This is a genomic window from Oceanobacillus rekensis, from assembly GCF_002153375.1.
Taxonomy (GTDB): Bacteria; Bacillota; Bacilli; order Bacillales; family Amphibacillaceae; genus Oceanobacillus; species Oceanobacillus rekensis.
On sequence record NZ_MTBQ01000001.1, the window covers coordinates 505,782 to 518,450 of the forward strand.

Consider the following 12,669-nt stretch of genomic DNA (forward strand, 5'->3'; position numbering starts at 1 on the left):
ACACATGTGCAAGGCGTTGATAAAGATTATAAAAATTTATTAATCAGTTGTTGGTTTTCCAACATCACTTGTATACGATATTGTTCCATCAGTATCTTTAGTAACTTCACCACTACTATAATCCTCGGTATCATCCCCAGGTATTACCGGTATTTCATCTAAGTATCCAGCCTTCATTAGGTCGTCTACTGTCATGGTTTTTGATTCCATAATGGTAATTTTACCACCAGACTCAGAAACTGTACCAAAATCTCCATTTACATCAGCTAATTTTGCAGCATTGACTATTAAATCAATATTTGCTTGTTTTGCGTCTTTTTCAGATTTACCAATCACATTCCCAATTGCCGGAACCCAATCGCCAAAATAATTCCCAAAATAACAATAACTGCTAATAGCTCTACCAATGTAAAACCTTTCTCTTCTTCAACATCTTCTTGAATCTCTGTAACATAACAACTCCGCCTTCCTTAATTTTAATTTCTATTAATTCCAGTCGGCCGGTTGCACTACTTACTCCAAATTACCCAAGTGCCCATGTAGAGGTACTTTATCAATATATCCTACCTTTTACCTATATACCAATTATTATATTACATTCTTCACCATATTTCTACCATTATTTACTAAAAAGATAAACAAAATTACTAGATACTTTCAAACATACTAAACATCGGTAAAACGATTGCCATGACAATACTCCCAACCATTACTGTCAGAATGATGATCAGTAGTGGTTCTATCAATGTTTTAATTCGATTTGACAGCTGTTCGACCTCATCTTCATAGAAATCGGCTGCTTTCCTAAGCATATGGTCTAATATACCTGTTTTTTCACCTATGGATCATTTGTACAATCAATGCAGGAATGCCCAGTGTTCTTTCATTGGTTTCGTTAATGAATCCCTTTGTTTCATCGAGTTGAAAATGATCAAGCCATCCCGTTCAAGCTCCGCAAGTGCCATATTTTTCGTATTAGCTTCTATTTTTCCTTTGATTTTCTGACCAGAGATTCTTCGACCACTATATTGGAAGTTCATCGCCTAGAAACTCCTCCCTGCATAAACGGAACAGCAGTTTCAAAGTCGATATCATTTTCACTGATCAGTCGCTTCAAATCCATTTCCAGTGTATGCATCCCTTGGTCTTTCGATGTTTGGAGCACATTTTGAATCTGATGGAGCTTTTCATTGCGAATCAAATTTTTAACGGCAGACGAATTGATCAATATTTCTGTTGCAACCCGTCGTTCCATACGATTCTTTGTAACAAGTAACCGTTGGGATATGACCGCCTTTAGAATAGATGATAGTTGGATTCGTATTTGTCCTTGCTGATCGGAAGGGAAAACATCAATCATTCGCTCAATTGTTGAAACGGCATCTGTCGTATGTAATGTCCCAAATACTAAGTGTCCCTTCTCAGCTGCCGTAATTGCTGTTGAGATTGTCTCCAGGTCACGCATTTCTCCAACTAGAATAACATCTGGATCTTGACGAAGACTTGCCCGAAGTCCATTAACAAAATTATTCGTATCAAAACCAACTTCGCGTTGATCGATAATCGATTGATTATGTGTATACATATATTCGATTGGGTCCTCCAATGTAATGATATGCTTACGCATTGTCTGGTTTATGTAATCAATCATAGCAGCCTGTGTCGTACTTTTCCCACTGCCTGTTGGACCGGTAACAAGGATCAGACCTTGTGGGTAATGCACCATTTCCTTTGTAATCTGCGGTAATTTCAGCTGCTCGATCGACGGAATTCCGGCCGGTATGATACGGATTGCAAATGATAGCTCGCCACGCTGGTAGAAGGCATTCATACGGAATCTTGACACACCATGGATACCATAGGAAAAATCCAATTCCCGTTTTGTATGGAGGATGTCCCGTTGCTCTTCGGATAAAATTAATCGAACAATCTGTCTTGTATCAGCCGGAGCGAGTTTTGGTAAATCCTCTTCGACTAAGTTTCCATTAATACGAAAAGTCGGTGCTTTTCCGACAGCTAAATGTACATCCGATGCATTTTTTTCAAATGCGTCTGTTAACCACTTTTCAAATTTCCTTTTCATCTCAATTCACCCTATACATTTATGGATACTTGCATATTTTATCTATTGTTGTTAGCCCTGATTTCACTTTTCTCAAACCATCTTGAATCAGAAAGTCCATCCCCTGTTCTTTTGCATAGTTACGAAAATCTGCTGTTGAGCATGGTTTTATAACCGAACAACAGCTTATCGAAGTCCTGGAGTTTCAATTGGGTATTCCGCATGTGTCCTTATACCGCTATCCAATCGAGGAAGATGTGCTTGGGTTTGTAACAAAGGAAATGGCGCAGGAGAATCTTATAATGCCTCTGAAGTTACAGGACAATACTCTAACAATCGCTACTATTATACCATTTAATGGGATGTAAAAAAATAAAATTTCGACAATTTAAGCACGAAAAAGGACTGACATTGGAAGAGTTGTTGGCTGCTCTTAGTTTGTTTGCGGTGGTAATTGCTCTTTCTTCGACGGTTATTATTCAGATGTTATTGGGGAATGTAATGCAAGTAATTATATTCATTTGAATCAGGAAATTAATGTTGCAATTGCAGAAATTCGTTCGCAGTTTAATAATGGCGAAACTTAAATTTGTGTTCCTTATGATGATATCACCTATACTTTTAGCCAAGTAGAAAATGGAAACGCTGAAGAAAATTGCTTGACTTATACGAATACAGAAAAACCATTATCTTTTGAACTAGAAGCAAAAGATGAAAATAATAATATATTCTCATTAAAAACATCTATATCTAATGTGAACAACGAACATGTTGTTAATGTTACCAAAACAAATGAAGATAAAATCCACACCGCCTGTTGATTTTCAAGATGGTATTGATATTTATAATTGTACCTTTGAAGAAAACACTAAATTTAAAGAAAAAGTAGATATTAAAGATAATGGGAACTCAAATAACGCAAAGTGTAACTCTATCTATATCTTCCATAAAAACGCTGCCTTTTTAGATGGGTTTTATATCAAGAATTTTAATACATTAGAAGTATTCGGTGATTTGTATGTAATAAATACCCTTGAAGTCGCTAATCACGCAACTATAAAGGTTCACGGGAATTTATATGTACAGAATACTAAAATCAAAAATAATGCAAATATAGATATTACGGGCAAAACATGTAAAGTAACTAATATGAACGATATTTTAAGTAGCTGTGAAGAAGAAATACAATTATAAAAAGCGTGGATGTAATCACATCCACGCTTTCATTAAATATCTAACGCTTCCCCAATCTCCATAGCTCTACCCTCACCTGTTTTAACCTTCTCTGCCCATGCTTTCGGGTCCTGCTCAATCACCGGAAATGTATTGTAATGTACCGGAACAGAGATTTTCGCGTTAATCCAATCTGCTGCTGTAATTGCGTCTTTAGGTCCCATTGTGAAGTTATCACCAATCGGGATGAAAGCCACTTCGATATCATGCATTTCACCATACATTTTCAAATCCGTAAATAATGCCGTATCTCCAACATGATAAATGGTTTTTCCTTCAACTGTTAGAAGTATTCCACCTGGCATTCCACCATAAATCATTGTCCCGTCTTCTTCTGTGTAGGAAGAACCGTGAAATGCTTGTGTGTACTTAACGGTTCCGAAATCAAATTCATGTGCGCCACCGATATGCATTGGGTGCACTTGTAAACCTTTCGACCCTAAGTAATTCGCTAATTCATTTGGTGCAACAACAAGTGCGTTATTTCTCTTGGCAATATCAAATGTGTCCCCAACATGGTCATTATGTGCATGTGTCAGTAAAATTACATCCGTCTCCACTGAAGCAGCATCAATATCACATGCTTTATTACCCGAAATAAATGGATCAATTAAAATGGTATGACTATCTGTTACAACCTTTACAACCGAATGTCCATGATAAGATATTTTCAATTTAACCTCTCCCTTTAAAAAGTGTTTATTCTATCTATTCGACAAATCCTGTATTAATCCTTTACCCTTTTAGAGACTTTTCTAAAAGTCATCCATTCACAGTTGCAAATATGTTAATAGTTTTCCCATGATTTTTCATAAATCTGAATTAAATGTGGGTCAATTAATGTATTGGGTTTCAATTCACTGAACCCACCATCAGAATTCTCTATTTTGCCATCCTCATCTTTGCCAAAACTAACTAAACTGGGAAGTAGATCCGTTGTTAAAAATCGGGTTGGCACGCTAATATCAACTTTACTCAAGTCAATTGGATCACGACTGGCCATTACAAAGCCCCAATTACCGAAGCTTGGAACATCGACATGAAAGTTCTCTGTATACAGTCCTGTTGCCTCAATGGTTTCAGAAATCGTCCAATATACTTCTGTAGCAAATACCGGACTTGTCGCTTGGATCATTGCTGCACCACCTGGAACTAAATGATTCCTGACCAAGGAATAGAACTCTTTCGTATAAAGCTTGTTTAAGCTCTCATTGTTCGGATCAGGCAAATCGACAATAATTACATCAAACCACTCATCAGTTTCTTCCAAGAATTCAAAAGCATCCATATTTTTCACTTCGACTTTATCATTTTTCAACGAGCCCTCATTCAATTTTAATAATTCCTTATTCGTATTTGCCAGTTCTACAACTGCCGGGTCTAAATCAACGAGCGTTAGTTTCTCAACATCGTCATATTTAAGAACTTCCTTTGCTGCAATTCCATCGCCACCACCAAGAATTAGCACATTTTCGTGTTTTTCTGCATAGCCAATAGTTGGATGAATAAGTACCTCATGATAGCGATGTTCGTCCATTGAACTAAACTGTAGGGAGCCATCTAAATAAAGGCGAACATCATCATCCCTGTCCTGCGTTAGAATAAGTTTTTGATAACGGCTGGTTTCCATGTGCATAATCGGGTCTTTGTACAATTTTTGTTCAAAACTAAATGCTGTCGCCTCCCCAAAAAAGAAACCAATCATTAATACGATAAAAATACCGAGACCAATGACAGCATGTACCGCAAAATGGCGGATTTCTTTACGAAATAACCATAAGACGATGAGTGCTACCGTAACATTTATACAACCGACTAAAAATGCAGATTTTACCATTCCTAACTGTGGACGTAGATAAAACGCAAATAATAATCCGCCAATTAACCCACCGGCATAATCGGAGAACAATACACGTGCAGTACTTCTATTTAACTCTACGCCAATCTCATTTGCTTTACGGATAAGGATTGGTAGTTCAAAACCTGTTAAGGCCCCAACTAGAATAGTGATGGTATACAAGAATATAGCATCTGTTCCAGGTGGTGCAAAGGCTGTGATCCCAAACATCGTAAAGCTTGAGAATCCACCAATAATGGCAACCCCAAACTCAATCCAGATGAAAGCCAGGATTAAATGTTTCATTACTTTCTCACTGAAACTTGCACCGATTCCCATCCCTGTTAAAAATAAAGAGATCGTTAACGTATATTGAGTAATTCCATCTCCTAATATGTAAGAACCTAAAGCACCAAACAATACTTCAAAGATAATTCCACAGATCGATACAATACCAGAAGACCAATATATTATATTACTCTTTCTTTTCGCTTCTTCATTCATTTTCCCCACTCCGTCTATTAAGCATCAAAAAAAATAAAGGCGGCCGAGACATAGGCTCAGGGACCTCCTTCATTTTCCATTATGTAATGGATGCACCAATGACAAATGCTAAACCAATCGATACACTCATCGACATAATACCAACTGCCACATTATTATTTTTTAACTGCTCTTCCACCGAAAACTTCCGTGTGAGCAAATCAAATAATAAATAGGCAACCATTTGCAGGGCAACACCAAATGCACCCCATATTAACGTTTCATAAATAAAGAAGCTATGATAAATAGCAAATGCAAGAATGATACAAATACCGATGATTTTACCTGCAATCGATAAGGCAACTGCAATGTTTCCGTTTTTAACTTCTTCCATATCCTTATACTTACGGGTTAAATTTTCAAAAATAACTAAACCAATCAAAACGATTATGATTGATATAATAAAATAAGCAACGGTTGCTATAAATGGTTCCATTCAAATCATCCTCCTTATTTACCTGCTCCAGGGCCACCACCACGGAAGGTTGACCTCCCACGTGTTCCAGTACTTGCACCGGATGGTTTACCAGTATATCCTCCATAACAGCCTCCTGTTTGACAGGCTTGTGTTCTATTGCTGCTCCAATTATTTCCAAGTAAACTGTCCAGCATCCGTATGGTAAAGTATGTACTTAAAAAACTTGGTGCATAATTTCTTTTTACAAATGCTTCACTTGCCACCTCGATTAATAATACGTCTGCATCATCTTCACTTGGTTTCAATGTCACAAAATAATCCGGATAGATAAAAATTTGCTGTTCATCTACCACTTCACTTGTTTCGTCTGGTTCGATAGTGGAAGTAATTACCTTTGCAAGCTCTTCAAGATTGAACTCGGTTGTTGCGTAAATTTTAGATGTAGTACCTGAATCATCAGAAACAGTATCCATCAATGGAAAGCTTGCTGCAATAATTGCATCAATTTGATTGCTTGGACTCCCCTGGATGGAAGATGTTAGTTCATCCTGTGTTGGTTCAGGTGGAACATCGTCTGCGGTAATTCTAATTTCTTGACTCATACCTCTATCAGAAGAACATGCGCTTAATATTAGTATCGTAAATAATATGCCAATAAGTGCTATCCATTTTTTTTGCAATTGGATCCCCCTCTCAGGTAAAGTGAAACTCATTTAATAGAGGACCCTATTAAATGTTGATTATACAGAATCAGAGTTTTATTTAGGAAAATAAGGAGCAGTAATTACTGCTCCTTATTCCGTTTCTTTTCTTTCTATTATTTCCCCATCTTCTCTTTTAATTTAGCTAGCTCATCATCTACATCATTTTTCGATAAATCTTCAAATTCATCATCTAATGTGCGACTTGCTTGTGATAGATCTTCACTCGTTTCAGCTTCCGCTTCGAACTGCATGACTTTTTCTTCCATACGTTCAAATCCTTGCTTGGAAGCATCATTTCCAATGGAAGACATAGTGCGATTCATTTTTGTTCTTGTTTTTGCCGATTCTGCACGTGCTTTCAATGAATCCTTTTTCAAATTCATTTCTTGATATTCTTTTTTCATTTCATCCAATTTCGTACGGAGCATATCTGCATCGCTTTTCGCACGTTCCCATGATTCATTTAATGCCGTTGCAGTTAAATCATGATCTTTTTTGTCTTCCAGGGCACGTCTTGCTAAATCGTCATTCCCTGCTTCAATAGCCTGTTCAGCTTGCTTTTGTCTTTTATCAACCAATGCAAGTGCATCGTTTGCTTTCCGTTTCAGCATTTTCTCGTTTGCAATTTGTTTTGCAACAGATGCTTCCACCTCACGAATATCTTCAGACATATCACGCATATACTGTTCTAGCATTTTTACCGGATCTTCCGCCTTATCCAGCATGGAATTTAATTCTGAACTTACTACAGTTTTTACTCGACCAAAAAATTTAAACATATTATCTCCTCCTAATTTTGTTGTTTCACTTAAATAGAACCTGCTAAAATTTTAATCTCATATGATTCAATTGGATATCCAATACTTGCTTCAATCTCTGTCCCCCACGATTCAAGACTAATGGAATTATTTTCGCCTTCAACCGCATATTCAGCATAGTGACTCTCGGAACCATTTACATTCGCACTTCTGCCTTCCCCTAGTACCCTCGCAGTTCCTTCCTCTTCCAGATAATAGGTCTTATTTTCATAAGTTAACTGCTTTGGATATGGCGTAGAGACTGGCAATTGAATCTTCTTATAGATACCAAGTTCAAGTTCATCATCCATTTCTGCTGACAACCATACTGTATCATTTCCTTCTAACAACTGATACCCAAACCACTCATAGTTTCCATCGCGATAAGTGATTTTGCCTACCACCTCAAAATCTCTAAGGTCGTATGTAATGATGTCACCAACCTTGATGGATAGTGGCGTTCTTTCTTTTACTTCAGGTTTATTTTTTTCCTTTTTAGAAAAAATATTAGAAAACAGACCCATATGTTCACCTCAATAGCTTTCTTTTTCCTGTTCATTAGTATTACGGATTAATCACGTAAAAGGTTTCAGATACAATGCAAATATTTTAAGATAATCTCATATTTCTTTCAGCATAAGTACAATTAAGACTTTCGTTAAAGGTTTGGCAAATGCCAGGTTTTCTAACCTTTGTTATACTTATTATAATATATATTGAAGAGGTGAACACGTATGAACTCTCGAATAGAGAATTTATCTAAAGAACTAACGAAAAACAACTTGGATAGTGCACTGATTACGTCCAAGTCTAACTTTTATTACTTAAGCCATTATTATACAGATCCACATGAACGTGTGATTGGAGTTTATGTCAGTAATAAAATAGATCCAGTACTAATCGTTCCGAAAATGGAAGTAGAAGATGCTAAAGCTTGCGGCTGGTCCGGCGACATTATCAGCTATTATGACCATGAAGATCCATGGCAATTATTCCACGACTATTTAAGTAAACATAAGAAAGTACCACAATCAATAGCATTGGAACATGATCATATGACATTGGAGCGGTTTGAAGCTATCAAACGAATATTACCGACAACATCTATTTTCAATGCAAAGGAAATCCTTGCTAACCTGCGTGTTGTAAAAAGCAAGCAAGAGTATACCTTATTAAAACAGGCGGCTAAACTTGCTGACTTTGGTGTGGAAACAGGTGTAAATGCAATTGCTGAAGGGGTTACCGAGCTAGAATTGATTGCTAAGATAGAATATGAGCTAAAAAAACAGGGTGTACAGGAAATGTCTTTTAATACAATGGCACTTACTGGAACGAAAACAGCTTCTCCACATGGTACACCAACAAACAAGAAAATTACTCCGGGCGATCTCGTCCTATTTGATCTTGGTGTTATTTATGAAGGCTATTGTTCCGACATTACAAGAACGGTTGCATTCCAATCGATCACAGATGAGCAAAGAATAATCTATGACACAGTACTTGCTGCAGAGAAAAATGCAATTGATGTGTCTATTCTAAATACACCTGTAGGAAAGGTAGATAAGGCAGCACGCGAGATTATTGAAAAAGCAGGCTATGGTGAATTTTTTACCCACCGAGTTGGACACGGTCTAGGAATTGAAACACATGAATATCCATCGATGCACGGCAATAATGAAATACCACTTAAACCCGGCATGTGCTATACAATTGAACCGGGTATTTATGTACCAAACACTGGCGGCGTAAGAATCGAGGATATGATTTTTATGACCGATAAAGGAGCCGAAATATTAACCTCCTACCCTAAAGACTTACAAATTGTGGAATAGTAAAGGCTATTTTCTTAAATAGTAGGACTACCGTTACTCATCCTATCGAAAAGAGTTGTTGAATTACGTCGCACTTTATCTCAAGTGCGGTGATAAAAAACAGCAATAGCAAAAGAAGAGCATCGTATGCTCTTCTTTTGCTTAATCGCTATTTTAACAAGTATTTTTGATTAATTTTTTCGATTATTGAACGTATAGATGTTTTTATTATTATCCAGCTGGTCAACCACGCCACTTTGATAGCTTTCAATCAATTGGTTTCGTACCGCGTCAACACCTTTATCATCCTCATAAAGATTGCGTCTCTTTCCTTCTTTTTTAGACAAGGTTCATCACCTCCACATATATAGGTTGCCCATTTCTTTGGAAACCTATTTCAGTAAAAATTGCCAACGTTTGATTGTAGCGCTTCCAAAAAGGGTATATAATGAAAATGAAAGGGGAGAGTATCATGGAATATAAAGATATCATTGTCGCTGTAGATGGTTCGGAAGCTGCTGAAAAGGCTTTTCAAAAATCATTGAATATCGCAAAAAGAAATAATGCACGTCTTATTCTTGCTCATGTTATTGATTCACGCACATTCGCAACAGCAGAAGCATATGATCGCACACTTTCAGACAGAGCTGAAGAGTATGCAAAAGAATTGCTTGATTCTTATGTTGAAACAGCAAAGGTTGCAGGTGTGAATGATTTAGTTAGATGTGTTGAGTATGGTTCCCCTAAAATAAAAATCGCCAAAGATATAGCTAAAAACTTTAACTCAGATTTAATTATATGTGGTGCTACCGGAATGAATGCAGTTGAACGTTTTCTTATTGGTAGTGTATCCGAAAGCATTACAAGATATGCAGCATGTGACGTGCTCGTCGTTAGATAACCAAAAGGCTTTGCCATGTGGTTCATGACAAAGCCTTTTTTATTATTTGCTTAAACGTACCGTATCTCTTGCAATCATTACTTCTTCGTTTGTCGGAATAACGATTACTTTAACTGGTGAATGTGGATAATTGATAAATTGCTCTTTACCATGCACCTCGTTTAACTTAGGATCCCAATAAACTCCCATAAATTCAAGTCCATTTAAGATTTTTTCTCTGATTATTGTACTGTTTTCTCCAACACCAGCTGTGAAAATAATTGCATCTACGCCATTCATTTTCGCAGCATAGGAACCAACATATTTATGAATTTTCCCAGCAAATACATCTAAAGCAAGTTCTGCACGCGGATTTGTATCTGTTTGTTCCTGAATATCCCGAAGGTCACTTGAAAAGCCAGATAAAGCGAGCATTCCACTTTCTTTATTTAAAACATTAATTACTTCATCAGCAGTTTTACCTGTTTTATCCATAATGTACGGAATTAAAGCAGGATCAATATTACCGGAACGAGTCCCCATTGTCAGACCTGCTAGTGGTGTAAAGCCCATGGAAGTATCAATAGATTCTCCATCTTTAATTGCTGTAATACTTGCGCCATTACCAATATGACAGGAAATCAATCGCAAATTATTTAATGGTACACCCATCAATTCTGATGCACGTTCTGAAACATATTTATGTGAAGTGCCATGGAATCCATACTTACGAATTCCGTAATCATCATAATACTCTTTTGGCAAGCTGTATAAGTAGGATGATTTCGGCATTGTTTGATGGAATGCAGTATCAAACACAGCAACCATTGGTACATTTGGCAGGATTTCCATAAATGCATTTATTCCAGTTAAATTGGCTGGATTGTGTAAAGGCGCAAGCTCTGATGTCTCTTCAATCTTTGTAATCACATCATCTGAAATCAATACAGAATCACTGAAATGCTCACCACCGTGAACAACACGATGTCCAACTGCATCGATTTCATCAAAGGATTTGATAACACCTGTCGATGTTAGAGATTCCAATAGCATTTTAACGGCAACACCATGTTCAGGGATATCTTCAACTTTTTTATCCTTTTTTCCATCTACTTCAACCGCGAATATAGAATTATCCATCCCGATTCTTTCTACTAATCCTTTGGCCGCAACGATTTCCTCCGGCATTTTAATAAACTGAAATTTCAAAGATGAACTACCTGCATTTATTGCTAATACGTTACTCATTGATGTCAACTCCTAAAACTTATTTGCGATACGTATCAAACCACGAGTTCATTTTCCCTAGTATATCAGCCATTGCATTGGGGTTCTTAAAAGAAGGCATTTGGGCAAGCAATGGCTGATTCGGTGTACTCGTATTTTTCCCTTTTTTCTGCAATACTAAAACACTTTTTGCATTCTTCTCTGATCGAAAAGCAGTCTCGGGTAAACGAATGATTCCAACGATATGTGCATACTTTTGCAAATATGAATACAGCTTTTCTGATTGGTCACTGTCAAAAAGGAATTCAGGTATGACTAAAATTAAATACCCTGCCTCTTTCGTATATTTCATGCTTTGCTCGATTAATAGATGATGGGAATAGGAATGTCCTGAATCAGCTTTTAATTCAAAATCATTTGCACGAATATCATCTGGATAATAGCCGACAGGAAGATCCGCTACAATTAAATCGACCGGATCCATTAAAAAGGGACTTAAGCTGTCCTGATGAAAAAACTCAATCTGTTGCTTCTGCAAGTTTGCACTTAAGACAGATAACTGAATTAAGGTTTGATCAACTTCACTGGCAAATGCCGTAACTTCCTGTTTAAGCTGACCAAGAACGGTTGTAAGTAAGTTTCCAGTCCCACTAACAGGATCAAATACCCTTAAGGTTTCTTTATCCTTTGTCAGTTTATCAGAAAGATATCCGACAATAAGTCCTACCGTCTCAGGTGTCATCAAATGTTGCTGTTGGGTGGACCCCTTCATTCCTTTGAGGATTGCAAGCTGAACGGATTTACGTATTACATCCCTTTGATAGGCTTCAAAATCTATGGCTGTTAAAGTATTTTTTATTTTATGCGATAAAATATCGTCCATGTCCACCGGAGTATTCTCATTAAAGAGAATTTCCATTGTAGTTATTAAACTTTCCAAATAGGTTTCATTTTTATGCTGCCTGATTAACTCTGTCGTTTCATCCATCCAGCTGAATAATGTTTCCACATTTGTTTTCTCCATGAACAACCCTCCATTCGTTCTTTTAGTGTTCAAAAAGGAGGATAAAAAGGACCGAGGTCGGCTAAGTTCGCAGTCCCAGGACGTGGGCGATCTTAGTAGAAGATCCGCTATCGCCAACTAGAAACATTGATGC

The 12,669-nt window shown here is 37.1% G+C and carries 19 protein-coding genes and 1 riboswitch; of the genes, 5 read left to right on the plus strand and 14 right to left on the minus strand.

What is annotated here, in order from left to right:
- Window positions 1-39 precede the first annotated feature (39 nt).
- The 5 genes from BV906_RS02620 to BV906_RS02630 form a co-directional block, all read right to left on the minus strand.
- A complete protein-coding gene (locus BV906_RS02620; RefSeq protein WP_245843797.1) occupies window positions 40-336 on the minus strand; it encodes a hypothetical protein in 297 nt (98 codons plus the stop codon).
- The gene (locus BV906_RS19685) at window positions 333-407 is read right to left on the minus strand and encodes a prepilin-type N-terminal cleavage/methylation domain-containing protein (RefSeq protein ID WP_245843849.1); all 75 of its coding nucleotides are present in this window, start codon (window positions 405-407) and stop codon (window positions 333-335) included. Before BV906_RS19685 ends, BV906_RS02620 begins: the two co-directional genes overlap by 4 nt.
- Before the next feature lie 82 nt (window positions 408-489).
- Window positions 490-573, minus strand: a riboswitch (cyclic di-GMP riboswitch).
- A gap of 74 nt (window positions 574-647) precedes the next feature.
- Window positions 648-812 carry a type II secretion system F family protein gene (locus BV906_RS19690; RefSeq protein ID WP_245843798.1) on the minus strand — a complete coding sequence of 55 codons (165 nt, stop codon included), beginning with the start codon at window positions 810-812 and terminating at the stop codon, window positions 648-650.
- A gap of 45 nt (window positions 813-857) precedes the next feature.
- Window positions 858-1,040: a hypothetical protein gene (locus BV906_RS19695; protein WP_245843799.1), complete on the minus strand. Its 183-nt coding sequence runs from the start codon at window positions 1,038-1,040 to the stop codon at window positions 858-860.
- A complete protein-coding gene (locus BV906_RS02630; protein WP_087971910.1) occupies window positions 1,037-2,083 on the minus strand; it encodes a type IV pilus twitching motility protein PilT in 1,047 nt (348 codons plus the stop codon). The genes BV906_RS19695 and BV906_RS02630 overlap by 4 nt, the downstream gene beginning before the upstream one ends.
- Window positions 2,084-2,271: 188 nt before the next feature.
- Between BV906_RS02630 and BV906_RS02635 the strand changes: the two genes are divergently transcribed.
- The 3 genes from BV906_RS02635 (at window position 2,272) to BV906_RS02640 (ending at window position 3,256) form a co-directional block, all read left to right on the plus strand.
- Window positions 2,272-2,430 (plus strand): GspE/PulE/PilB domain-containing protein, encoded by a 159-nt coding sequence (locus tag BV906_RS02635; protein ID WP_342744332.1) that lies wholly within the window; start codon window positions 2,272-2,274, stop codon window positions 2,428-2,430.
- Between the two features lie 291 nt (window positions 2,431-2,721).
- Window positions 2,722-2,883 (plus strand): hypothetical protein, encoded by a 162-nt coding sequence (locus BV906_RS19315; protein ID WP_176330245.1) that lies wholly within the window; start codon window positions 2,722-2,724, stop codon window positions 2,881-2,883.
- Entirely contained in the window at window positions 2,855-3,256 is a 402-nt protein-coding gene (locus BV906_RS02640; RefSeq protein ID WP_140321944.1) for a hypothetical protein, read from the plus strand. Before BV906_RS19315 ends, BV906_RS02640 begins: the two co-directional genes overlap by 29 nt.
- 32 nt (window positions 3,257-3,288) lie before the next feature.
- Here BV906_RS02640 and BV906_RS02645 read toward each other — a convergent pair whose 3' ends face one another.
- The 6 genes from BV906_RS02645 to BV906_RS02670 all read right to left on the minus strand — a co-directional run bounded on the left by BV906_RS02645 (window position 3,289) and on the right by BV906_RS02670 (window position 8,118).
- Window positions 3,289-3,969, minus strand: a complete 681-nt coding sequence (locus tag BV906_RS02645; protein ID WP_087971912.1) for a metal-dependent hydrolase — start codon at window positions 3,967-3,969, stop codon at window positions 3,289-3,291.
- Between the two features lie 113 nt (window positions 3,970-4,082).
- Entirely contained in the window at window positions 4,083-5,636 is a 1,554-nt protein-coding gene (locus BV906_RS02650) for a polyamine aminopropyltransferase (RefSeq protein WP_087971913.1), read from the minus strand.
- A 79-nt stretch (window positions 5,637-5,715) separates the two neighbouring features.
- Complete coding sequence (locus BV906_RS02655; protein WP_087971914.1) at window positions 5,716-6,111, minus strand: DUF350 domain-containing protein; 396 nt, start codon at window positions 6,109-6,111, stop codon at window positions 5,716-5,718.
- A gap of 14 nt (window positions 6,112-6,125) precedes the next feature.
- On the minus strand, window positions 6,126-6,773 hold the full coding sequence (locus tag BV906_RS02660; RefSeq protein ID WP_087971915.1) for a DUF4247 domain-containing protein: 648 nt from the start codon (window positions 6,771-6,773) through the stop codon (window positions 6,126-6,128).
- 137 nt (window positions 6,774-6,910) lie between these two features.
- Complete coding sequence (locus tag BV906_RS02665) at window positions 6,911-7,576, minus strand: PspA/IM30 family protein (protein WP_087971916.1); 666 nt, start codon at window positions 7,574-7,576, stop codon at window positions 6,911-6,913.
- Window positions 7,577-7,605: 29 nt separating this feature from the next.
- Complete coding sequence (locus tag BV906_RS02670; RefSeq protein WP_087971917.1) at window positions 7,606-8,118, minus strand: DUF4178 domain-containing protein; 513 nt, start codon at window positions 8,116-8,118, stop codon at window positions 7,606-7,608.
- A gap of 210 nt (window positions 8,119-8,328) precedes the next feature.
- On the opposite strand from BV906_RS02670, the gene BV906_RS02675 reads away from it, so the two are divergent.
- Window positions 8,329-9,426: a M24 family metallopeptidase gene (locus tag BV906_RS02675; RefSeq protein WP_087971918.1), complete on the plus strand. Its 1,098-nt coding sequence runs from the start codon at window positions 8,329-8,331 to the stop codon at window positions 9,424-9,426.
- Window positions 9,427-9,596: 170 nt separating this feature from the next.
- Here the strand turns inward: BV906_RS02675 and BV906_RS19320 are convergent, their stop codons facing one another.
- Window positions 9,597-9,752, minus strand: a complete 156-nt coding sequence (locus tag BV906_RS19320) for a hypothetical protein (RefSeq protein WP_176330246.1) — start codon at window positions 9,750-9,752, stop codon at window positions 9,597-9,599.
- Window positions 9,753-9,877: 125 nt separating this feature from the next.
- On the opposite strand from BV906_RS19320, the gene BV906_RS02680 reads away from it, so the two are divergent.
- Complete coding sequence (locus BV906_RS02680; protein ID WP_087971919.1) at window positions 9,878-10,306, plus strand: universal stress protein; 429 nt, start codon at window positions 9,878-9,880, stop codon at window positions 10,304-10,306.
- A gap of 42 nt (window positions 10,307-10,348) precedes the next feature.
- Here BV906_RS02680 and BV906_RS02685 read toward each other — a convergent pair whose 3' ends face one another.
- Together BV906_RS02685 and BV906_RS02690 are read right to left on the minus strand one after the other, a co-directional pair.
- Window positions 10,349-11,533, minus strand: coding sequence for an acetate kinase (locus BV906_RS02685; RefSeq protein ID WP_087971920.1), 1,185 nt, complete (start codon window positions 11,531-11,533; stop codon window positions 10,349-10,351).
- A gap of 19 nt (window positions 11,534-11,552) precedes the next feature.
- Entirely contained in the window at window positions 11,553-12,536 is a 984-nt protein-coding gene (locus tag BV906_RS02690) for a class I SAM-dependent methyltransferase (protein ID WP_087971921.1), read from the minus strand.
- Window positions 12,537-12,669 lie beyond the last annotated feature (133 nt).